The sequence below is a fragment of the Colwellia sp. 6M3 genome, from assembly GCF_014077595.1.
Lineage (GTDB): Bacteria > Pseudomonadota > Gammaproteobacteria > Enterobacterales > Alteromonadaceae > Cognaticolwellia.
Genome location: NZ_JACGWF010000008.1, coordinates 1 through 22,235, shown reverse-complemented (window position 1 = coordinate 22,235; position 22,235 = coordinate 1). Strand labels below are relative to the sequence as shown.

The following is a 22,235-nucleotide window of genomic DNA, read 5'->3' as shown; positions in this document are numbered from 1 at the left end:
AGCTTTTTCTTGGTTTTAGTGCATTTTGATTCGGTTTTTAAACCGACGAAAATGGTGTGGTACGGCCAACAATAGCCTCAATTAACTGTAATTCTGCATCATTATGGTTTTTCATCGGCGCTGGCTGAATAATATCACCTTGGCTTGCATCAGCATAAATATAGCGTGGACTGTCATGATGAGCGCTTTGAATGTTTTCAGAAATACTCGGGTTAGCGCGAGCACTTATTTTCACGTTACCATAACAAGTACAAATATAGCTGCGGTTGAGCGCCGTATCAGATTCTGCGTAAACAGCTGTACCACGAATACCTACTGTGGCAGTCGATGTGTGCATTTTGTATTGTTTTTCGTTTGGCTTACGCGTGGCAAATACTGATAAAACAGATCCAGCAAGTAAGCGCATAGCCTCCTCAAAGACCCCTGAACTTTCTAAGGCCAGACGAGAGTTTTCTCTAAGGTGGTGTGCATCTTTTCCAACAGCAAATATTATCCAGCCATCTTCACCAGTAACAACCAATGAATTGGCTCTGATAACCGTTTTTGCCATATTATCTTTTGTAATTATTTTACCATCTACTTTTACATCGCCAGCAAAGTTATAAATTGACTGACCCAGCGGTAATTCTGTGGGGACATCTGCCATCGCTTTTACTAGTGAACTAAGCAAACCACTGGTTGCTACGGTTGCCCATACACCGGTGTTGAATGCTTTTTCTAAAAAAGCTCGGCGGGTATTTGTTGAATTACTACTCATGATTAGTTCCAATGACTCAATGGTTGATGTTGGTTAAATTTTAGAATTTAAAGCACTAACATTTAGCGACAAATTATTGTAAAAGTTAAACAATCAGCTATTCGAATGGCTACTATAAAAGCAAAACTGAATTAAATTCAAGTAACATCAATCGATATTGTTGAAATACACTGGGTTGCCTAACGCGCAGATATTATAATTTATTTGTTATGTGTAGCGATTGTTTTGACTATAACATTCCCAGAAACCTTAAGCCTAATTAATTGAAAATACTACTAATTATGCTTAAGGTTTCTGGGAACTTGAGATAACTCGCCTATGGGGATATTAGTCATTAATACTAGATGTTTTTATTGTTTATTAAGCGAGACAATACAGGGGTTTGGCAGACATCAAGTACAGGTGGTGGTTTCTTAAAGAAGAAAGCGTTTTCACGCTTAACACGATCAGCAAGCTTAGTCGCAAACAAATGACTTTCGGTATTAGTTACTTGAAGGTGTATTTGCTCAGTTTTGGGCACATCAGCCATCATTTGCATTGAAAGAATTGGCGTATGAGCAGCAGCGGATACTTCAGTATCACCCTCGATAACAGCCGTGCGCGTTATTGACTGCACATGGTTCATGCCATAAATAACTCGACCAAAGATACTCATTATGCGATCTAAATACCTGGGTGCTTGACCATTAGTGATATAAAAATGGCTTGAACCTGAGTCTGCTTCGTTACCTCGCGCCATGGCAATAATACCTGGGCAATGTGCTAACCAAGCTCTATTCTCACTGGGGTTATGGGCAAGTGCGAAGCCATCTTTAAAACCGGTTTGTTCGGCAAATAAGTCTTTATTTTGCACCAATGTAAACGAAAAAGTGTCATCTGTTGGCCAATCACCTTCAAGCGATAATAAAGCAACAGAATTGTCGGCCTTACTGCCTTCAACCGGGCCGGCTTGTGCAACAAAACCGTCAATAACGCGATAAAATTTGTTGTCATTGTAATGCCCTGCTTTTGTAAGCTGGGTGAATTGTTCAACATGTTTTGGGGAAAACTGTGGAGCTAACTCGATAACAACTTTGCCATGAGGGAGTGTTAGCAACACCATGTTTTCAATCTTAACGGTTCGCCATTCACTTTGATTGCTGTTTGTATCTTGGGCGGTAATAATTTTGGCTATTGGCTTTTTAATGTTTTGTTCAGCATAGATGTTGGCGCTTAATAACAAGCATAAAGTACTACATATTGTGACTAACGTTGGGAAGGTTGTGCGAATATTCATAAAATCCCTTTTTATTATTTTATTTTACTATTTCAATGATTGCTTAATATTGCAACTAAAATAGCAAATTAGCATGTTGTAATACTGCTAATGTTGGCAACTGATAAATGAATTATTGGCGCAACCGCAAGCAATTGATACCATAACCAGAATCACCACCCTCAAAGTAACGGAGCTTTTGTGAATAAGAGTTTTATCACCAACTTTCTAGCCCTTATAGCCATTATTATTGGCTATGCAGTCGCAAATAATATTATTTTTACTGTCGGTTTATTTGCTTTATCTGGTGCAATAACCAATTGGCTTGCCATACACATGTTATTTGAGCGAGTGCCTTTTTTATATGGTTCTGGTGTTATTCCTGCGCGTTTTGAAGATTTTAAAGTAGCGATTCGAGCGTTAATGATGGAGCAGTTTTTTACCGAAGAAAACATCGACCGTTTTTTAGCTGGCGGCGATAACCCTGCTATGACAATTGATCTTGCTCCCGTTATAAATAAAGTCGATTTATCGCCTGCTTTTGATAACTTAGTGAGTGTAGTTGAACAATCTTCCTTTGGCGGCATGTTAGCGATGGTCGGAGGCACAGAAGCCTTACAACCTATGCGAGAACCTTTTATTGAAAAAATGCGTGCCTCGGTTATCGAAATAAGCCAAAGTGATGAATTTAATGCCATTTTGCGTGAAGAGTTAGAGCAACCGAACATAATGGCGGGTATGCGCGAAAAAGTAAGCGATATAATTGAAAAGCGACTTAATGAATTAACCCCACAACTGGTTAAAGAAATAGTGCAAAGAATGATCCGCGAACACTTAGGTTGGTTGGTGGTTTGGGGTGGTGTTTTTGGCGGTATAATCGGCCTTATCGCGGCGCTTACGACTCAGCTTTAACTTTTGTGTATTTATTTGATGATCTCCAGTTAGCCATGCCATCGATTAACTGGCTTGCCCTACAGCATTAAATGCACAATGAGTGATATTTATTTTTAATTCAATCTGGTTCATTTACTTTAATTATCAGCCACGATTGTAAAGAATTTTCAGGATGTGAAATTTAACCTCATCAACAGCTTACCGATATAGACTGTATTCAATACTTGTCGTTTGCCAGTAATTACTACAGATTCAATATTCTAGCGTTAATTCGTTTGCTATAACTATGCGTTATCAGCTAGTTCTTTTTAGGCTATTTAGCATGAGATTTTTTAATTTTTATGCTTTAATTTTAGCCGGATAGCCGTTATGCTTGGCCTTTAATCACAGGGTTTAATTTAGCGGCTCCAAGCCCGGAGTATAATCGCTCAACACCCTCTCTTCGTAAAAGGTAAACCCAAAAATGTTTGGTAGCTTAACGGCGTTGCCTGCCGATCCTATTTTAGGCTTGTTGGCTAAATATCGTGAAGATTCAAACCCTAAAAAAATCGACTTAGGTGTAGGTGTCTACAAAAATGAAGCAGGTCATACTGCTGTTTTACAATGTGTAAAAGCCGCTGAAAAGCATCGACTCGATACCGAAGATACCAAAGTTTATATTGGCCCAACAGGTTCATCACTTTTTAACGAAGAAATGGCTAAATTAGTCTTTGGTCATCATAAAGTGTTGATTGAAAATCGTGCCCGCACGGTTTCTACTCCTGGCGGCACTGGTGCATTACGCGTGGCGGCTGAGTTTATTAACTCATGTAAAGCGGGTGCAACTATTTGGGTGAGTAACCCAACTTGGGCAAACCATACTGGTGTGTTTCAAGCGGCAGGCTTAAACGTTAAAACTTATCCTTATTATGACTATGAAAACAAAACCCTTGATTTTGATGGTATGTTGGCTGCTTTAAAAGAAGTTAAAGCTGACGATACTGTCTTGCTTCATGCTTGTTGTCATAATCCAAGTGGTATGGATTTAAACAACGAACAATGGCAACAAATTGCTGAAGTTGCAAAAGACATTGGCTTTTTACCGTTAATTGATATGGCTTATCAAGGTTTTGGTGAAGGTTTAGACGAAGATGCTTACGGTCTTAGATTAATGGCTGATAGCGTAAAAGAAATGATCGTTTGTAGTTCATGTTCTAAAAACTTTGGCTTGTATCGTGAGCGTATTGGCGCTTGTTCTATCATTGGCGAAACTTCACACAGTGCTGACATTGCAAACTCTGTTTTACTCAGTGTTGTTCGTTGTATTTATTCAATGCCACCAGCACATGGTGCGGCCCTAGTAGAAACCATCCTGCATTCAGATGAATTACGTGCCCAATGGCATAGTGAACTTGCAGAAATGCGCAATCGCATCAACGGCAACCGTCAGCTATTAGTTGATAAGCTTATTGAGAGTGGCGTAACACGAGATTTTAGCTTTATCCCTCGTCAAAAAGGCATGTTCTCTTTCTTAGGTATAACACCTGAGCAAGTGCAGCAATTGCAAGATGAATACAGTATTTATATGGTAGGTTCAAGCCGAATGAGTATTGCAGGTATTGCTAATAGTAATGTTGATTACTTAGCGCAATCAATTGCTAAAGTGTTATAACGCTTTACTCTATCTCCATGCATTGTTCTTAGTGCATGGAGATACTCCCTTCCTAATGTAAATCAACACATGTCTTAAAATTTATACCAATAGAATGATTATACTAAGGTCACACTGAGCTTATATTTAGAAGTGCTTGTATAACAACCGGTATTATTTTCGCTTACGCTTAATAGTTAACGTATGTCATGTTGATGTTATCTTTGTGTATTCTATACTTTAAAATTGTCTGACACGTTATCTACTTCAAACATACATGTTAACTCGGGAGTTTTTATGATTAAGCCCATTGCAATCGATCATATCGTTTTACGTACAGTACTTTATCAAGAACTGATTAATTTTTACTGCGATGTTTTAGGTTGTGCAGTAGAACGTAAATTACCCGATGATATTGGTTTAACTCAGCTGCGAGCAGGCGCTTCGCTAATCGATATCGTTGATGTTAATTCAGCGTTAGGTAAAGCTGGCGGCGATGCGCCTAAACCTACCGGCAATAACGTTGACCACTTTTGTCTGCAAATAGCAGCCTTTGATGAGTCTGCATTGAAAGAATACCTTCAAAGTAAAGGGGTTGCGGTTGGCGACTTTGAAGAAAGATATGGTGCACAAGGAATGGGGCGTTCACTTTATTTAAAAGATATAGCCGGTAATAATATCGAATTGCGAGCCACAATTTAAATCACTAAAAAGCGGAATTAAACTTGGCCAATGCAGGTTTGATTTTCTTCTAAACTTGAAATAATATAAATCTTTGTGCTAATAATTAATAATGATAAAAATTTATTAAAGTGGGTAACGCAGGGCAGAAAATTTAAATTTAAGTCATGCGAATTACTTTAAATAATGGTTTTATCGTTTGAAAATATCGTAGATAACTACTGAATAAATGTAAAATACGAAATATTTTTATGAGGTTATTATTATCTGAGAGGTTCATATGAATAGACACGGCAAAGTTACTTTTATCTGGGAGAATGATCTTTTTATCTCTACAGTTGAAGGCCCTTTTAACGAGCTTGGCTTGGCTTACCACTCTTCTGAGATAAAAAAATCTGTCATTTCAAAAGGCTTCAAACAATGGCGAAGAATTGAAGTTTGGGATGATGAATCAATTGCTTCACCTGACACCTTGGTGATAGGTAAAGAATTATATGAATGGTGTAAAAACCATGGCTGTATTTTAGAAGCCGTTGTTTTAAGTAACAATATACAAGAACATATAGTTAAAGGTATTTTTAAGAGTAATATTGAAGTGTTTTACAGCCTTACTGAGGCAAAACAATGGATGCTTTTAGAAGTTGAAAAATCACTAGAGCTTAACTAATCATTTGAGTTTTGCTCTGCTGAGTTGATATGTTTCACACGATAAAATGACCTTCTTGGGCTTTAATATGTTCAAAATATTTGAGTAAACTTGCTAACGTTAATGTAAAACGTCTGACTTATCGGCAATTTTTATATCCAAAGTACTTCTTCTTTTAGACATCCTCATGCTTGTTCGATACATTACTTAACAATAAATAATTAAATATTATCGGCGCGATTTACCTGATATACACGTCACATCTATGGTTAATTATTCGCTAATAAAAAACGTTTAAAATGCCTTTTAATTACTATAGTTTTTGCAAAAAAATCAGTAAATAGCGATAAAAAATTTCTAGTTTAGCTAAAAGCCAGCTGTTATTGAGCGGACAAAATAATGGGAAATATACTTAACTTTAGGTATAGTGCGCGGCATTAATACTGACTATACCAATTTATATTGTGTTCAATTCACTATAGTTATTGGTATTACTATCAGCTGTGATTAACTCAGCTACAAAGGATAAATTGTGACAACTATTGTGACAACTAAAGGCAATCTCTTCATTTTATCTGCACCCAGTGGCGCAGGGAAGTCGAGTTTAATTTCCGCCTTACTCAAACAAACTTCAACTCGGCCTATGCAAGTATCTGTTTCTCACACGACACGTAATGCGCGTCCCGGTGAAGTTGATGGCCAACACTATCACTTTGTCAGTAAAGACCAATTCAAGAAATCGATTACTGAAAAGCAATTTTATGAGTACGCAGAAGTCTTTGGTAATTTTTACGGTACCAGTGAAATAGCTATAGATCAGCAGCTAGCACAAGGTATTGACGTATTTCTTGATATTGATTGGCAAGGTGCTCAACAGGTAAGAATGAAAAAGCCAGACGTAACGACTATCTTTATAAGTCCGCCTTCAAAGCAAGAATTAGAAAACCGTTTACGCGGTAGAGGCCAAGACAGTGAAGACGTTATTCAATCGAGAATGGCTGAAGCGCAAGCACAATGTTCACACTATCAAGAATTTGATTATATTATTATTAATGATGATTTCGAACAGGCCTTGGTCGATTTAACTACGGTTGTTAACAACCAACGTTTAAAACGCAGCCAACAAGCCTGCGAGCATCAAGCTTTATTTAGTGAATTATTAGCTTAGAGTGCTTGCTTACATGCCTGTAGATCAAGTAAACTACGCGACTATTTTATGAATTTAATTGTTGGAGTGACCAAATGGCTCGCGTAACTGTTGAAGATGCCGTAGAAAAAGTCGGTAATCGTTTTGACTTGGTGTTAATTGCATCTCGTCGTGCTCGTCAAATTGCTACGGGCGGTAAAGATCCATTGGTTGACGTTGAAAATGACAAACCAACAGTAATTGCTTTACGTGAAATCGAAGCTGGCCTAATTACTACTGAAGTAATGGACCGTTCAGATAAACATGAGCAAGTACAACAAGACGCTGCTGAATTAGATGCTGTTGCAGCAATTGTTGGTGGTAACCAATAATTATTGCTAACGTTTAACGTTAGTCGCAACATTCAAAACGCGTAAATTACATCACTGTGATTTACGCGTTTTTTATTATCTGCTCATGATTCATGAGAAAAACTCAAGTAAGCGTGCTTAATACCAAGTTGATTAATTAGCTGCTCATTTTGAATGGTTAAAATGAATAACTACGGCGTTACAAAATTTATATGTAGAATAACTACGTACTAAATTTTATGCCTTGTATTCGCCATTTTTACTGATGAAAAAGTAGATCACTTAATGAATCAAATTGGTATAAATATTGGCATAGCGATAAAATAATCGTATTCTAACTTATCAAAGCGTAAGCAATCATCAGGGAATTATTGGGTGTACCTTTTTGAACCACTAAAAGAACATGTATCAAGTTACTTATCAAAAGTACAAATAGACCTTTTAAAACAGGCCTATATTGTTGCGCGTGAGGCCCATGATGGTCAAATGCGTTCTAGTGGTGAGCCATACATTACCCATCCGGTAGCTGTGGCGCTTAATCTTGCAAAAATGCATTTAGATCACGAAACCTTAATGGCAGCATTACTGCATGACGTGATTGAAGATACTCCTGTAACTAAAGATCAGTTATCTGAGCTCTTTGGTCATACCGTAGCTGAGTTAGTTGAAGGTGTTAGTAAGCTAGACAAGCTAAAGTTTGATAATAAAGAAGAGATGCAGGCGGAAAACTTTCGCAAAATGATCTTAGCCATGGTGCAAGATATACGCGTTATTCTCATTAAATTGGCAGATCGCACGCACAATATGCGTACATTAGGCTCTTTACGACCAGATAAACGTCGTCGAATTGCCCGCGAAACATTAGATATTTATGCACCTATTGCTAATCGTCTTGGTATTCACGATGTTAAAAATGAGCTAGAAGTATTAGGTTTTGAAGCGCTTTACCCTATGCGAGCAAGGGCCTTAAAATCGGCGATTAAGCAAGCACGTGGCAACCGCAAAGAAATTATCAACAATATTCAACAAGAAGTGACTAGCCGTTTAGCTGAAAACGGTATTAAAGCGCAAGTTATTGGCCGTGAAAAACACCTGTATTCAATCTATCGAAAAATGCGCAATAAAGAGTTAATGTTTAATGAAGTCATGGATATCTATGCCTTTAGAATTATTGTTGGCGACAAAATAGATGACTGTTACCGCGCGTTAGGTGCTGCTCACAACTTATTCAAGCCTATTGAATCACGATTTAAAGATTATATTGCCATTCCAAAAACCAACGGTTATCAGTCATTGCATACCTCTTTAATTGGTCCGCATGGTATTCCCGTTGAAATACAAATCCGTACCAATGATATGGACCAAATGGCAGACAAAGGTGTTGCCGCTCACTGGTTATATAAACAAGACGGTGAAGATACCGGCACCACGGCGCAGATGAAAGCACGCCGTTGGATGCAAAGCTTATTAGAGCTACAGCAAAGTGCGGGCAGCTCGTTTGAATTTATTGAAAATGTAAAGTCGGATTTATTTCCAGAAGAAATTTATGTTTTCACCCCTGATGGTCGCATTGTTGAATTACCAATGGGCGCAACCGCAGTCGATTTTGCTTATGCTGTACATACCGATGTAGGTAATTCTTGCGTAGGCGTTAAGGTTGAACGTAAACCTTTCCCACTCAGCAAGCCGTTAGATTCTGGCCAAACGATTGAAGTGGTTACGTCTACTGCTGCTAGACCTAACGCAACTTGGCTTAACTTTGTTGTTACCTCAAAAGCACGTTTGCAAATACGCACCTACTTACGCTCACAAGAAAAAACTGAATCACTTGCTTTAGGCCGCCGTTTACTTAGCCACGCGTTAGGTGCTACAAAACTAGAAGATATCGCTGTAGAGAAATTGACCCAAGTGGTTAAAGATACCGGTAATACCAATATTGAAGAGTTACTGATTAATATTGGTTTGGGTAATGCACTCAGCATAGGTATAGCTAAACGCTTGAAAGACGAATTTACAGAAGAGTCAGACCTACTCAAACCTACCGTAACTAAAAATAAAATGCCGATTAAAGGCACTGAAGGTATGATGGTTAGCTACGGTAAATGTTGTCGTCCTATTCCTGGCGATTCAATATTAGCCTACTTAAGCCCTGGAAAAGGTTTAATGGTACATCAACATGGTTGTAGAAATAATAAAGGTCATGAGCAAGGCAGTTTATTCCCTGTTAGATGGGATACCGATATTGACCGAGACTTTATCGCCAAACTACGTATTGAAATTCTTAATCATAAAGGTGCATTAGCAGCTTTGACCAATGTGGTTGCTCGTTGTGGCTCAAATGTACACTCGCTAAATTCTGGCGAGAAAGAGTCTGGCTTGTATCTCATTGATATGGAAATTACTTGTCGAAATAGGGTTCACCTTGCCGACATCATCAGAAAAATTAAAGTTATGGGCGACGTTCAACGCGTTGTACGTAATAAATAGCTTAGGAAAATTATGAAAACAATTATTAATACAGACCAAGCACCAAGCGCAATTGGCACATATAGCCAAGCGGTAAAAGTTAATAACACTGTCTATCTTTCAGGCCAAATACCATTAGTTCCAGAAACAATGGAAATTGTATCTGAAGATTTTGCCGAGCAGACACAACAAGTTTTTAAGAATATTGTTGCGGTGTGTGAAGCAGCAGGTGGCAATATTAATGACATGGTAAAAGTGAATATATTTTTACAAGACCTTGCTAATTTCGCGACAGTAAATGAAATTATGAGCCAGTACTTTCAACAACCTTATCCTGCAAGAGCAGCGGTACAAGTTGCTAGATTGCCAAAAGATGTTGCGATCGAAATTGACGGTATTATGGAATTACCTAATTTCAGCTAATACTGACTATTGCACACTTGCGGCAAGTTAGACAAAGCGCTTGCCAAGATATAACACAACTTTAGAACAAGTATATGACACCGGATAGACTACAAAGAATTAACAGCATGTTAGACCAACGCCAGCCAGACTTAACGGTTTGTATGGAAGGGGTTCACAAAACTCATAACTTAGCTGCTGTCGTACGTACAGCAGATGCTATAGGCATTAGTGATGTGCACGCAGTATGGAAAAATGAAACCATGCGCCTTTCGGGCGGTAGTGCTGCAGGTAGTCAAAATTGGATCGACGTGCATGATTACAGTAATACTGAAGATGCAATCATCGAACTAAAAAAGCAAGGTATGCAGGTATTGGTAACAAATTTATCAGATACGGCTGTCGACTTTCGTGAAATTGACTACACCAAACCAACCGCTATTATCTTGGGACAAGAAAAATTCGGCGCATCTGCAAAAGCGCTTGAAATGGCTGACCAAGATATCGTTATTCCTATGGTGGGTATGGTTCAGTCGTTAAATGTCTCGGTTGCTTGTTCTGTTGTCTTGTATGAAGCTCAACGCCAGCGTCAAGCGGCAGGTTTGTATCAAAAACCAAGAATAAGCCATGAGCGCCGTCAGCGAATTTTATTTGAAGGTGGCCATCCTATTTTTGCAACCGCCTGTCAGCGCAAAGGCTTAGCGTATCCAGAAATCGACCAAGATGGACAAATTGTTGCTTCAGAGCAATGGTGGCAGCAAATGCAAATGACCCAAGATGCTTGGAAAAAAATCGACGACGAATAACTTACAGCAAGGGAGTCTGCGGTGTCTCGCCAAATCGAAGCATTATCTAACTTAGCCCAAATTCCAGTCACCAGTTTAAAAGGTGTTGGTCCAGGCATGGCGGCTAAACTAGAAAAAGTCGGGTTAGTGTCGTTACAAGACTTACTATTTCACTTACCACTTCGCTACGAAGATCGCACACGTGTAACTGCTGTGCGTGATCTCATTCCGGGTTTATTTACCAATATTATTGGTGAGGTAACACAGAACGAAATCGTGCAAGGCAAACGTAGAATGATGCTAGTTACCATAAACGATGGTACAGGTAGTATTAATCTGCGTTTTTTTCACTTCTCTGCCAGTCAAAAAAATAGCCTCGCTATTGGACTTAATATTCGCTGTTATGGTGAAGTAAATCGCGGCATGCGTGGCTTTGAAATGGTGCATCCAGAATATAAAGCTCTAGATCAAGATCAACCCTTAACTCCCGCAGAAGAAACTCTAACACCTGTTTATTCAACCACTGATGGCTTACGGCAAATATCGTTACGAAACTTAACCGAGCAAGCCTTAATCCGCTTAAAACGTGGTCATGTTGAAGAGTTATTGCCAGCAGAAATTAGCCATCAGCAATACACTTTAGAACAAGCCTTAGCTTTAATTCACCGTCCACCACCAGATACTCCCGTGGTGTTAATGGAAGAAGGCAAACATCCAGCACAGCTTAGGTTAATTAAAGAAGAGTTATTAGCGCATAACTTGAGTATGTTAAAGCTAAGGGCTGCTAATGATCACCACCCTGCGGTTGTTTTAGCAATCGACATACCACTAGAAAAAAACTTTTTAGCGTCATTACCTTTTTCACCAACAGGCGCACAGGCGCGTGTAACGGCAGAAATACGTACTGACTTACTCAAGCCTTTGCCCATGATGCGTTTGGTGCAAGGTGACGTTGGCTCAGGCAAAACTTTAGTTGCTGCACTAGCTGCATTAACTGCCATAGGTCAGGGTTTCCAAGTAGCTTTAATGGCACCAACTGAAATACTGGCTGAGCAACATGCGATTAACTTTCAACAATGGTTTGAACCGCTCAGTATTTCAGTGGGGTGGCTAGCCGGGAAAACCAAAGCAAAAGCGCGGCGTAATGCATTAGAGCATATTGAAAATGGCAATATGCAAATGGTTATTGGTACTCATGCTTTGTTTCAAGAGCAAGTGGTATTTAATAAATTAGCGCTGATTATTATTGATGAACAACATAAGTTTGGTGTGCATCAGCGCTTATCATTGCGTGAAAAAGGCGCGTGGCAAGGCAACTACCCTCACCAGTTAATTATGACCGCAACACCTATTCCTCGAACTTTAGCGATGACAGCTTATGCCGATTTAGACACCTCAGTCATTGATGAATTACCTCCGGGTCGAACGCCAATAACTACGGTAGCGTTGCCAGATAGTCGACGCGATGATGTTATTGAGCGAATACGACAAGGTTGTACAAACGACAATCGTCAAGCCTATTGGGTTTGTACTCTAATTGAAGAGTCTGAGGTGTTGCAATGCCAAGCTGCTGAAGATACTGCGGTACATTTGCAAGCGCAGTTATCAGAATTAAAAATTGGTTTAGTACATGGGCGAATGAAAGCTGACGAAAAACAAGCGGTGATGGAACGTTTTAAGTTGGGTGAACTTGATGTGCTAGTGGCGACCACCGTAATCGAAGTGGGTGTTGATGTGCCAAACTCAAGCTTAATGGTTATTGAAAACCCAGAACGATTGGGGCTGGCGCAACTTCATCAATTACGTGGCCGTGTTGGTCGTGGCTCTGTAGCATCGCACTGTGTATTAATGTACAAAGCACCACTGACTAAAACAGCCACCAAACGTTTAAATGTGTTGAGAGAAAGCAACGACGGCTTTGTTATCGCGCAAAAAGATCTCGAAATTCGTGGACCTGGTGAATTACTTGGCACTAAACAAACAGGTTTAGCGGATCTAAGAATTGCCGATTTACAACGTGACGCGCACCTAATACCTGAAGTACAACAACAAGCCCACCTCATATGGCGGCAGTACCCTGAAAAGGCTAACGCACTGATCAATCGTTGGTTAGCAAATCGTGAGAAATACTCAAACGCTTGATATCAATTAGCACAGTAAATTGACATGATATTTTGCTCACAATTGCTGATAAAAATAGTAATAAGTTCGCTTTTATATCGCACGGTTAACAAGTGTTAAAACGGACTAATGTAATACATTTAGTATTAATATCTGCCGCCTTGATCTGAAGTGTTAATTATTCTAATAAAATGCGGTAAACTAAGGGTAATTTTAGTTTATAGCGAAACCATGATGTCTGCACACGATCAAAATCATCCAGTTAATAACGACAATAGTGAAGAAGACACCACTCACTTTGGTTTTCAAACCGTCGAAAAAAATGAAAAAGAGTCGAAAGTGGCCAGCGTATTTCATTCTGTTGCACAGCAATATGATGTCATGAATGACTTAATGTCATTTGGTATTCATCGCTTATGGAAACGCTTTACCATTGACGCTAGTGGCGTTCGCCCAGGTAATAAAGTATTAGATCTCGCCGGTGGTACAGGTGATTTAACCGCAAAGTTTTCTCAACTTGTTGGCCGTGAAGGTAAAGTTATACTGGCTGATATTAATAGCTCAATGCTAAATGTAGGTCGCGACAAATTACGCGATCGCGGTTTAGTACAAAATATTGAATACGTACAAGCCAATGCCCAGTATTTGCCATTTGAAGACAATACCTTTGACGTAATTACTATCGCATTTGGTTTACGTAACGTTACCGACAAAGACATGGCGCTGCGTTCTATGTACCGTGTACTTAAACCAGGTGGTCGATTGTTGGTATTAGAGTTTTCTAAACCTGAGCATGAACTGGTGAATAAAGCTTACGATTTTTATTCTTTTAATATCTTGCCTAAAATGGGTGAGTTAGTAGCAAAAGACGGCGACAGCTATCAATATTTAGCCGAATCTATTCGTATGCATCCGGATCAAGAAACACTGAAAACAATGATGGATTCCGCCGGATTTGAACAAACCAGTTTTAAAAATTTAACTGGTGGTGTTGTGGCACTGCACAAAGGTTATAAATTTTAACCTTATGCCTCAGACTATTAGTCAGCAACTGATGTTTGCTCAAACCTTAAGTGCGTTATTGGAAAAGCTGATCAACCAGTTTTTGCACTACAACTTACACGGTACACGAGCATTAAAGCCGTTATCTGAAAAAACACTGGTTGTGAAGCTAGCAGAATTACCATTTCCTTTAAGCTTTACTGTAAATCATGAAAAAGTTCACGTTACCGCTAGCGAATCGCACTATGACTGTTGCATAGTTACTAGTGTTAGTACCTTGATTGAGTTACAAAAAGAGCAGCAACTTACGCAGTTAATTAGAAATGAAAAACTCGACATTCAGGGTGATTTAAAAGTTGCCCAACGTTTTGCTGATATTGCTCAAACACTTGATATTGATTGGCAAAGTGAATTAGCCAAGCGTATTGGTGATATTCCAGCTTATAAAATTGGTCAATTTGGACGTCAATTACGCAACAAGTTAAGTTTCGCATCTCAACAAATTCAAGCCGATGCTAGCGAGTGGCTGGTTCATGAAAAGCGCTTAATGATTACATCTGCAGAATTAAGTTATTTTAGTCGTGATGTGGATGCTGTTGAGCAACAAGTTTCAAATTTAAGCCAACGTATTGACGGCTTAATTAATCACATAGACAAAACTTCATAAGGGCCTGTGGTGAGTAGCAAACGTTTATACAAGATAGTAAAAACATTTCTTGAGTATGGCCTTGATGAGCTTTTACCGGAAAAATATTTGCCGTGGTATATAAAAATAGCACGTAGCTCATTGTTTTGGCTTCGTAACAAACATCGGGATAAGCCTAAAGCTCAGCGTTTTAGATTAGCGATAGAGTCATTAGGGCCGGTATTTGTTAAGTTTGGCCAAATGCTTTCTACTCGTCGTGATTTACTACCTGAAGATTTCGCTAATGAGCTGACTTTACTGCAAGACAAAGTACCCGCTTTCGCTGGCGAAGAAGCTGAAAAAATTATTATTGCTGCCATGGGAGCTGAAATTTTTGAGGCTTATTTTAAAGATTTTGATCTAACCCCGCTCGCGTCAGCTTCGATTGCTCAAGTTCATACGGCTACCATGATAAATGCAGACGATGAACAAGAAGTCGTATTGAAAGTTTTAAGACCCAATATTGCCCAAACAATTTTAGCTGACATTAATGTTATGTCTGTTTTTGCAAAGATTGTTGCTCGCTGGTTACCTGACGGCAAGCGTTTAAGACCCGTTGAAGTGGTCGCAGAATACGAAAAAACAATTTTAGAAGAATTAGATTTAAACCGTGAAGCGGGTAACGCTATCCAATTAAAGCGCAATTTTAGTCAAGGTCGAGACAGCGATAAAGTACTTTACGTACCTGAAGTTTATAGCGAATATTGTTCGAAAAACGTCATGGTTATGGAGCGAATATACGGCATTGGTGTTGGCGAAGTTGACACCTTACAAGCAAATAATGTTGATATGAAATTGCTGGCTGAGCGTGGTGTTGAAGTCTTTTTTACACAAGTGTTTCGTGACAGTTTTTTTCATGCCGACATGCACCCTGGCAATGTTTTTGTTAATGCAACAAACCCAGCGGATCCTACTTGGATTGCCATTGATTATGGCATTGTTGGCACGTTAAATCGTGAAGATAAACGGTATTTAGCCGAAAATTTTGTCGCCTTTTTTAATCGTGACTATCGTAAAGTGGCGCAACTACATGTTGATTCTGGCTGGGTACCTAGTGACACCAGTGTCGATGAATTTGAGTTTGCTATCCGCACGGTTTGCGAACCTATATTTAATAAACCGTTATCCGAAATCTCATTTGGTCAGGTGTTAGTTAATCTCTTCAATACCGCACGCCGCTTTAATATGGAAGTACAACCTCAGTTAGTGTTATTACAAAAAACACTGCTTTATATTGAAGGCTTAGGTCGTCAACTCTATCCAGCGCTAGATCTTTGGCAAACGGCTAAACCGTTTTTAGAAAACTGGGTTAAAGAGCAAATGGGCATTAAAGCCGTATATAAAAAGGTAAAAGACAACTTACCATTTTGGAATGAGAAACTGCCGGAAATACCTGATCTAGTCTACGATTACTTAAAAACTAATCGAGAAGCACAACGTCTGCAATTAATGTCACTTAAACAGATTCAGTCGCAGCAACAAAAACACAGCAAGCAAATGACAAAACTGGTTGTTATAGCCACACTCGCTATTTGCTTGACCATTAGCTTTACTTGATAACGTAAGCATTCGTTATTGCAACGCTGAGTTCAGTACTTAGCGCTGCTGTTAAGTAGAAAATAGAATATCTAAACAGGAATAATTATGACTAACAACGAAGTTTTACACCATATTCGTTATATATTTACTTTAAGTAATGAAAAAATAGCCGCTATTTTTCAACAGGCACAATGTCCAAAAACAGATGAAGAAATAGACAACTTTTTCCGAAAAAATGGTGAAACAGCTTTTGCTCGTATCGCAGATAATAATCTAGCCAGTTTTCTTGATGGTTTAATTATTGAGTATCGTGGAGCAAAAGAAGGAACAGTAGCGCAGTTGGATCAGTCGATAAATAATAATATTGTCTTTAATAAAGTGAAAATTGCTCTCGAATTAAAGGCTGAAGATATTATCGCTTTACTTGATGCTGGGGAATTAACTTTAAGCAAACATGAGCTAAGTGCATTTTTTAGAAAAGCAGAACATAAGCACTTTAGAACGTGTAATGATGATACGTTGTTGAAATTTTTTAATGGCTTACATTTACAAAATCGACAAGCGATTTTAGTCATAAAAGAATAAGAATAAACGCATGTAGCTCGGCTATTTACCCTAGCTACGTGTTTTTTCAACAGACTTTGCTGCAATAGCTTCATCTGTCACTTCTGTCTCAGCAACCACACGATTACGTCCACTATCTTTAGCAACATAAAGTGCAGTATCTGCTCTGCTGATCCAAGTTTCTGCTGTTTCACCCGCTCGATATTGGGCAACACCGATTGAAACGGTTGCAGAAATTTTTTCAGCAAAAGTTGATTGTTCAATAATGGCTCTTAGTTTTTCAGCAATTTGTTTTGCCTCTAGTAAATCAACCTTTAACGGAAGAATAATAAACTCTTCTCCGCCATAGCGATATAAGTCATCAAGAGAGCGGGTATGTTTTTGAATCAATTCTACTAATTCAACTAATACTATATCGCCGTTAGCATGACCGTAATTATCATTAATTTTTTTAAAGTGGTCTAAGTCTAATAATAATAATGAGACCTTAGAAGATTCTCGTTTTTGATCTTCAAGAATTTTTTCAAGTTTTAAATCTAAGGCTCGTCGATTTCCCGATGATGTTAACGGGTCAATACTGGCCAATAATGCTAACTTTTTGTTTGTTTTGTTGTAATTACTAAAAATGACATAAGAAAATAACGCGGTTAGAAACAAAGTACTAATGATAGTTAAGAACTCTAATGTAGTCGTCATTGGGAATATTATTGCCGCAATGAGCAATATAGCGATAAAGCAAATGATACCTGCAGGTCTCGCGGGTAAAATATAATAGAATGCGATCATACATGGATACAACCAAAACAGGTGAGACTGCCCTCGAATTGCAACGATTGTTACAATAGAGATAGAAAAAACACTCGATAAAATCAGGTTAGCGGTATTAACTTTTCGTGTTTTGAAAACAAAAACAAAAAAGATAGCCGTGACGACTACCAGTATTGCATCAATCGCGGCCATGACCATATCACCTTCAATCCACCGAAAATATACGAATGGTGAAATGGTGATAAAGGCAAATGCACTTAATATCAGTAGCATTTTTTCTGCTGTTGAACGCTGTGTCATTAAATATTCCTAATAAGCTGAAACTTTCTAACAAAAATCTGAATTACTATCATGCTTAAATATAGAAAAATCTATTTTATAATTCAAATAGATAATGTAATACGACCATAGTTTATGTTATTTCTTTTGTTTTAGCATCTCGCGTAAATTTGCTACACCCATCTTAGCCGTTTCTTGCTTTTTTTCTATGCTTTGTTTCGTTTGTGTTAGTTCCCAGCTTAAATCATCTTGGGGTAGTTCATGTAAAAATCGACTGGCTTCTGTGCGAGATACTTCACCAAACTGTCTGCGCTCTCTTGCATAAGTAAATATCAACTCGCGCTGAGCACGGGTAATGCCTACATAAGCTAAACGACGTTCTTCCTCAACGTTACCTTCATCCATACTGGTTTGATGCGGTAATAAACCTTCTTCCATGCCAATGAGAAAAACATAAGGAAACTCTAATCCTTTAGAAGCATGTAATGTCATTAATTGTACTTGGTCGGTATCTTCTTCGTCTTCATTTCGTTCCATCATGTCGCGCAAGGTCAGGCGGGTAACAACTTGCGCTAAGGTCATTGGCTCTTCATCGTCTTCACCTTCAAGCATTAGTGTTACCCAGCTAAATAATTGTGTGACGTTTTTCATGCGCATTTCTGCCGCTTTTGCACTAGGTGAGGTATCGTATAGCCAATCTTCGTAATTAATTTCACGCACCATTGAGCGCAATACCGCTGATGTTTCACCACGCTCCGCATGATCCGCTGTTTCCACTAACCAACGGCTAAATCGTTGCACACTGATCAAGCCTCTACCGGTTAAGTGCTGCTCTAAACCTAACTCGAAACTAGCAGCAAACATGCTAATTTGTCGCATATTAGCGTAGCTACCCAATTTTTCTAATGTGGTAGGTCCAATTTCTCGGCGCGGAACATTCACAATACGCAAAAAAGCATTATCGTCATCGGGATTCACTAACACCCTTAAAAAAGCCATCATATCTTTTATTTCAGAACGCGAAAAAAATGAGGTACCACCATTGATTTTATAAGGTATTCTGTTCGTCATTAATGCTTTTTCAAGTAAGCGTGACTGATGATTACCGCGATAAAGAATGGCATAATCTTTAAATTTACTTTTATTTAAAAATCGATGTCCAATTAATTCGCCTACAACACGCTCGACTTCATGGTCTTCATTTTTAGTTTGTAGTACCCGCAGTTCAACACCGTAATTTAGTTCACTAAATAATGCTTTATCATAAACATGAGGATTATTGGCAATCAGTGTGTTCGCGCACTTTAAAATACGACCACTAGAGCGGTAGTTTTGTTCAAGTTTTATCAGCTTAAGGTTTGGGTAATCTTCACCTAATAACACTAAATTTTGTGGTTTAGCACCACGCCATGAGTATATTGACTGGTCATCGTCGCCTACCACGGTTAATAAACCTTGCTCGCCTGTTATTTGCTTAACTAATTCATATTGGCTGGCATTGGTATCTTGATATTCATCTACTAGCATGTATTGAATTTTTTTCTGCCAACGTTCACGCACTTCAGGGTAATTACGCATTAATAGTGTTGGAATTAAAATCAAGTCATCAAAATCAAGCGCGTTATAAGCTTTCATGTGTTTTTGATACATGGCATAAAACTCTGCGTATTGCAGGGAGTCTGCATCACTAGCATGCTTAATGGCCGCATCAGGTAAGAGCAAATCATTTTTCCAATTTGAAATCATCATTTGGAGTTTACTGATTAAGTCCTTATCGCCATCAAGTTGTTCTTGGGTAAGCTCTTTCAGTAAAGCTAAGCTGTCTTGATCATCGAATAGAGTAAAGCCAGGCTTGTAGCCTAATGTTTTCAATTCTTTGCGAATAATGTCTAAGCCCAAAGAGTGAAACGTACAAACGGTTAACCCCCTTGTTTGCGATTTATCCATCATTTTTACCACACGCTCTTTCATTTCACGTGCGGCTTTATTGGTAAAGGTTACGGCGGCAATATTTTTTGCTTTATAGCCACAATTTTGAATTAGGTATGCAATTTTCTGACAAATAACCCCAGTTTTTCCACTGCCTGCCCCTGCCAATACAAGGCACGGACCATCAACATATTTTTTTGCTTCATTTTGACCAGGGTTTAATTTCATTGCTACGTTGTAACTCAAATAATGGATAAAATAATCGGGCGTAGATTTTACCTGTTTTTATAGCAAGACAACATAAACTTTAAATTTACTTAGGTAATTTCTTGTCGCTCTAAAGAAGATATTTTTATTAAAACCGCATACAATAGCGCTATAGTTGACCAATACAAAGTGACATATGATAAACGCTAAAAAAATAGAAGAGATAGCAAAGCAGGTAACTGACTCAATTCCTATGGGCTTAAAAGACTTTGCTCATGAAATGGAAGATAAAACTAAAGTTGTTTTACAGCGAAAATTGTCACAACTTGACGTGGTTACTCGTGAAGAGTTCGATGTACAAACACAGGTGTTAATCAAAACCCGTGCAAAGTTAACTGATCTTGAAGCGAAAGTGGCTGAATTAGAAGCCAAGATAAACGCACAATAGCATCAGGAATAAGGCCTTAAATAAAAGGCCTTATTCTACAACAGTTATTTAATACGCATAGGTTGTAGTTTTTTATAGGATAAACAGCGCCATAACCACTCTAATGGCCCAAAAGCGTAGCTACTTAGCCACCAACGTGAAAACAACAGTTGGAAAATAATAATGGCGAGCACTAGCAGCATTTGTGGTGCTCGAGATATCTCTCCAAAATAGCCGCCGGCATAACCATAAAAAATGCTGGTTAAAACGATAGAGTGCATAATGTAATTGGTTAAGGCCATTCTGCCCATTGGGGCAAATACAGCTAAACGTTTCTGCCATTTCTCATGGGTAAGCAAACGCATGACCAAACCAAAATATCCTACTGTCATGACAAATTGGCCAATAAAAAATAAAGCTTCTCCAACTCCTTGTAATACCATTATTTCTATTGCGGCGGGGTGTTGAGCCACTAAAAGCCCTGATACTTCAAGTATCGCCCCTAAGCCAACACCGACATAAGCCATGATTTTGAATGCGTTAGCATGTTGATGATAGTTTTGCATAATGCCACTAGATACTAGCCAATAACCTAAAATAAATATGGGGAGTAGCATGGTAAAAGCAAAGGGCAAAGTAAACATCAACATAAACAACGTAAAGTTTAGGCGAAACTCTGTTGCTTGCCAGTAGCTACCTGTTGTAAAAGCGGTAATTTCTTTGTCCACTTCCTGTTGCATGACTAGTTGTTGATCTACGATGGTTTGTGCTTGAAGGTCAATTAAATCTTCCGCCGTAAGCTCGGTGCTATTGTCTTTATTTGTGTCAGAAGTTGTCGCGAGCTCATCATTAATATTTACACTGTCGGTAACAGCAATGTTTTCTTGCATGGTATTCGTGATATTGGTTTCAGGCATGGTTGAAGATTCAACTAGTCGCTCTGTTGCCGTGACCTCAGCGAGTGCTTCAGTCTTTTGCTGTAGTAAGGTCTCATGTTCTAATTTTATGGCATTAACTCGTTCAGTTACTTGAATTTGCTCCTGCCACTGGGTTGTTAAGTCATTATTATCGTTGAATAAGCCAAAGCTTATACCGCCCATTACTGTGAGCAATATGGGAACTGACAACCAAACTATGGATAGTTTAAAGAATGAATTAGGGTTGTCATATTTTTTAAAGCGTGGCTTTTGCAATAAAGTAACCCAGCCTAAAAGTAATAGGCCTGCAACGCCATAATCATGAAGAATGTCACCACCCCATAAAAACACCATATGAAATATACCTAAGGCAATGAGTACCAGCATTCGGCGAGAAAACCAAGCACCAAAAGGTCGTTCAGCGGCTTTTGCTCTGATCAGCATTACCGCAAAGCCCATACCAAAGAGTAAAGCAAATAATTTATAAAACTTACCTTCGACAAAGCATCTTATCAACCAACCTATTGCATGATCTAACCCGGTTAAACTAGTGTCTTGAGAGCCTAAATTAGTCAATGCACGGCTGAACCACTCAATATTCATTAAAAGAATGCCCACGAGGGCTAAGCCTCGAAGAATGTCCATGGCATCGATACGTTCAGCTACAGTAATGGGTGCGAATTTTTCTGGTAATGATTGTTGAGCAGTATTTGACTCTAACGAATCTGTATGAGCATCTGACATTTAACTTCCTTTTTTATTCTTAGCTGTAACAATATAGGTT

20 protein-coding genes are annotated in these 22,235 nt (G+C 38.7%); 15 read left to right on the top strand and 5 right to left on the bottom strand.

Features of this window, described 5'->3' with window-relative positions:
• Window positions 1-37 precede the first annotated feature (37 nt).
• Entirely contained in the window at window positions 38-757 is a 720-nt protein-coding gene (locus tag H4J50_RS03295; protein WP_182254431.1) for a FecR domain-containing protein, read from the bottom strand.
• A 340-nt stretch (window positions 758-1,097) separates the two neighbouring features.
• On the bottom strand, window positions 1,098-2,033 hold the full coding sequence (locus tag H4J50_RS03290) for a peptidylprolyl isomerase (protein WP_182254429.1): 936 nt from the start codon (window positions 2,031-2,033) through the stop codon (window positions 1,098-1,100).
• Window positions 2,034-2,213: 180 nt separating this feature from the next.
• Between H4J50_RS03290 and H4J50_RS03285 the strand changes: the two genes are divergently transcribed.
• The 14 genes from H4J50_RS03285 to H4J50_RS03220 all read left to right on the top strand — a co-directional run bounded on the left by H4J50_RS03285 (window position 2,214) and on the right by H4J50_RS03220 (window position 16,945).
• The gene (locus tag H4J50_RS03285; RefSeq protein ID WP_108457577.1) at window positions 2,214-2,924 is read left to right on the top strand and encodes a DUF445 domain-containing protein; all 711 of its coding nucleotides are present in this window, start codon (window positions 2,214-2,216) and stop codon (window positions 2,922-2,924) included.
• Window positions 2,925-3,369: 445 nt separating this feature from the next.
• Window positions 3,370-4,557, top strand: a complete 1,188-nt coding sequence (locus H4J50_RS03280) for an amino acid aminotransferase (protein WP_182254427.1) — start codon at window positions 3,370-3,372, stop codon at window positions 4,555-4,557.
• A 276-nt stretch (window positions 4,558-4,833) separates the two neighbouring features.
• Complete coding sequence (locus H4J50_RS03275) at window positions 4,834-5,238, top strand: VOC family protein (protein WP_182254425.1); 405 nt, start codon at window positions 4,834-4,836, stop codon at window positions 5,236-5,238.
• Window positions 5,239-5,497: 259 nt separating this feature from the next.
• Window positions 5,498-5,884 (top strand): hypothetical protein, encoded by a 387-nt coding sequence (locus tag H4J50_RS03270; RefSeq protein ID WP_182254423.1) that lies wholly within the window; start codon window positions 5,498-5,500, stop codon window positions 5,882-5,884.
• 523 nt (window positions 5,885-6,407) lie between these two features.
• On the top strand, window positions 6,408-7,031 hold the full coding sequence (gmk, locus tag H4J50_RS03265; protein WP_108457925.1) for a guanylate kinase: 624 nt from the start codon (window positions 6,408-6,410) through the stop codon (window positions 7,029-7,031).
• Window positions 7,032-7,105: 74 nt separating this feature from the next.
• Window positions 7,106-7,381, top strand: a complete 276-nt coding sequence (gene rpoZ, locus H4J50_RS03260; protein ID WP_108457573.1) for a DNA-directed RNA polymerase subunit omega — start codon at window positions 7,106-7,108, stop codon at window positions 7,379-7,381.
• Window positions 7,382-7,735: 354 nt separating this feature from the next.
• Window positions 7,736-9,847 (top strand): bifunctional GTP diphosphokinase/guanosine-3',5'-bis pyrophosphate 3'-pyrophosphohydrolase, encoded by a 2,112-nt coding sequence (gene spoT, locus H4J50_RS03255; RefSeq protein WP_108457572.1) that lies wholly within the window; start codon window positions 7,736-7,738, stop codon window positions 9,845-9,847.
• 12 nt (window positions 9,848-9,859) lie between these two features.
• Window positions 9,860-10,249, top strand: coding sequence for a RidA family protein (locus H4J50_RS03250; RefSeq protein WP_220466087.1), 390 nt, complete (start codon window positions 9,860-9,862; stop codon window positions 10,247-10,249).
• Window positions 10,250-10,323: 74 nt separating this feature from the next.
• Window positions 10,324-11,034 (top strand): tRNA (guanosine(18)-2'-O)-methyltransferase TrmH, encoded by a 711-nt coding sequence (gene trmH / locus H4J50_RS03245; RefSeq protein ID WP_182254422.1) that lies wholly within the window; start codon window positions 10,324-10,326, stop codon window positions 11,032-11,034.
• Window positions 11,035-11,055: 21 nt separating this feature from the next.
• On the top strand, window positions 11,056-13,155 hold the full coding sequence (gene recG / locus H4J50_RS03240; RefSeq protein WP_310733250.1) for an ATP-dependent DNA helicase RecG: 2,100 nt from the start codon (window positions 11,056-11,058) through the stop codon (window positions 13,153-13,155).
• 213 nt (window positions 13,156-13,368) lie between these two features.
• Window positions 13,369-14,157 carry a bifunctional demethylmenaquinone methyltransferase/2-methoxy-6-polyprenyl-1,4-benzoquinol methylase UbiE gene (ubiE, locus tag H4J50_RS03235; RefSeq protein WP_108457923.1) on the top strand — a complete coding sequence of 263 codons (789 nt, stop codon included), beginning with the start codon at window positions 13,369-13,371 and terminating at the stop codon, window positions 14,155-14,157.
• A 4-nt stretch (window positions 14,158-14,161) separates the two neighbouring features.
• Window positions 14,162-14,803, top strand: coding sequence for an SCP2 domain-containing protein (locus tag H4J50_RS03230; protein ID WP_182254421.1), 642 nt, complete (start codon window positions 14,162-14,164; stop codon window positions 14,801-14,803).
• A gap of 9 nt (window positions 14,804-14,812) precedes the next feature.
• Window positions 14,813-16,378 (top strand): ubiquinone biosynthesis regulatory protein kinase UbiB, encoded by a 1,566-nt coding sequence (gene ubiB, locus H4J50_RS03225; RefSeq protein ID WP_182254420.1) that lies wholly within the window; start codon window positions 14,813-14,815, stop codon window positions 16,376-16,378.
• 87 nt (window positions 16,379-16,465) lie between these two features.
• Entirely contained in the window at window positions 16,466-16,945 is a 480-nt protein-coding gene (locus tag H4J50_RS03220) for a DUF1456 family protein (RefSeq protein ID WP_108457567.1), read from the top strand.
• A gap of 30 nt (window positions 16,946-16,975) precedes the next feature.
• On the opposite strand, the gene H4J50_RS03215 is transcribed toward H4J50_RS03220, so the two are convergent.
• Window positions 16,976-17,992, bottom strand: coding sequence for a diguanylate cyclase (locus H4J50_RS03215; protein WP_108457566.1), 1,017 nt, complete (start codon window positions 17,990-17,992; stop codon window positions 16,976-16,978).
• A gap of 117 nt (window positions 17,993-18,109) precedes the next feature.
• Window positions 18,110-20,128, bottom strand: coding sequence for a DNA helicase Rep (gene rep, locus H4J50_RS03210; protein ID WP_182254419.1), 2,019 nt, complete (start codon window positions 20,126-20,128; stop codon window positions 18,110-18,112).
• Between the two features lie 175 nt (window positions 20,129-20,303).
• On the opposite strand from rep, the gene H4J50_RS03205 reads away from it, so the two are divergent.
• A complete protein-coding gene (locus H4J50_RS03205; RefSeq protein WP_108457564.1) occupies window positions 20,304-20,555 on the top strand; it encodes a ubiquinone biosynthesis accessory factor UbiK in 252 nt (83 codons plus the stop codon).
• A gap of 44 nt (window positions 20,556-20,599) precedes the next feature.
• On the opposite strand, the gene H4J50_RS19540 is transcribed toward H4J50_RS03205, so the two are convergent.
• On the bottom strand, window positions 20,600-22,195 hold the full coding sequence (locus H4J50_RS19540; protein ID WP_259366145.1) for a DUF418 domain-containing protein: 1,596 nt from the start codon (window positions 22,193-22,195) through the stop codon (window positions 20,600-20,602).
• Window positions 22,196-22,235: the final 40 nt, after the last annotated feature.

Excerpts from the sequence above, each read along its gene's own strand:
- H4J50_RS03295 (WP_182254431.1), bottom strand. The coding sequence starts at position 757 with ATGAGTAGTAATTCAACAAATACCCGCCGAGCTTTTTTAGAAAAAGCA.
- H4J50_RS03290 (WP_182254429.1), bottom strand. The coding sequence starts at position 2,033 with ATGAATATTCGCACAACCTTCCCAACGTTAGTCACAATATGTAGTACT.
- H4J50_RS03280 (WP_182254427.1), top strand. The coding sequence starts at position 3,370 with ATGTTTGGTAGCTTAACGGCGTTGCCTGCCGATCCTATTTTAGGCTTG.
- H4J50_RS03275 (WP_182254425.1), top strand. The coding sequence starts at position 4,834 with ATGATTAAGCCCATTGCAATCGATCATATCGTTTTACGTACAGTACTT.
- H4J50_RS03270 (WP_182254423.1), top strand. The coding sequence starts at position 5,498 with ATGAATAGACACGGCAAAGTTACTTTTATCTGGGAGAATGATCTTTTT.
- rpoZ (WP_108457573.1), top strand. The coding sequence starts at position 7,106 with ATGGCTCGCGTAACTGTTGAAGATGCCGTAGAAAAAGTCGGTAATCGT.
- H4J50_RS03250 (WP_220466087.1), top strand. The coding sequence starts at position 9,860 with ATGAAAACAATTATTAATACAGACCAAGCACCAAGCGCAATTGGCACA.
- trmH (WP_182254422.1), top strand. The coding sequence starts at position 10,324 with ATGACACCGGATAGACTACAAAGAATTAACAGCATGTTAGACCAACGC.
- ubiE (WP_108457923.1), top strand. The coding sequence starts at position 13,369 with ATGTCTGCACACGATCAAAATCATCCAGTTAATAACGACAATAGTGAA.
- H4J50_RS03230 (WP_182254421.1), top strand. The coding sequence starts at position 14,162 with ATGCCTCAGACTATTAGTCAGCAACTGATGTTTGCTCAAACCTTAAGT.
- H4J50_RS03220 (WP_108457567.1), top strand. The coding sequence starts at position 16,466 with ATGACTAACAACGAAGTTTTACACCATATTCGTTATATATTTACTTTA.
- H4J50_RS03215 (WP_108457566.1), bottom strand. The coding sequence starts at position 17,992 with ATGACACAGCGTTCAACAGCAGAAAAAATGCTACTGATATTAAGTGCA.
- rep (WP_182254419.1), bottom strand. The coding sequence starts at position 20,128 with ATGAAATTAAACCCTGGTCAAAATGAAGCAAAAAAATATGTTGATGGT.
- H4J50_RS03205 (WP_108457564.1), top strand. The coding sequence starts at position 20,304 with ATGATAAACGCTAAAAAAATAGAAGAGATAGCAAAGCAGGTAACTGAC.
- H4J50_RS19540 (WP_259366145.1), bottom strand. The coding sequence starts at position 22,195 with ATGTCAGATGCTCATACAGATTCGTTAGAGTCAAATACTGCTCAACAA.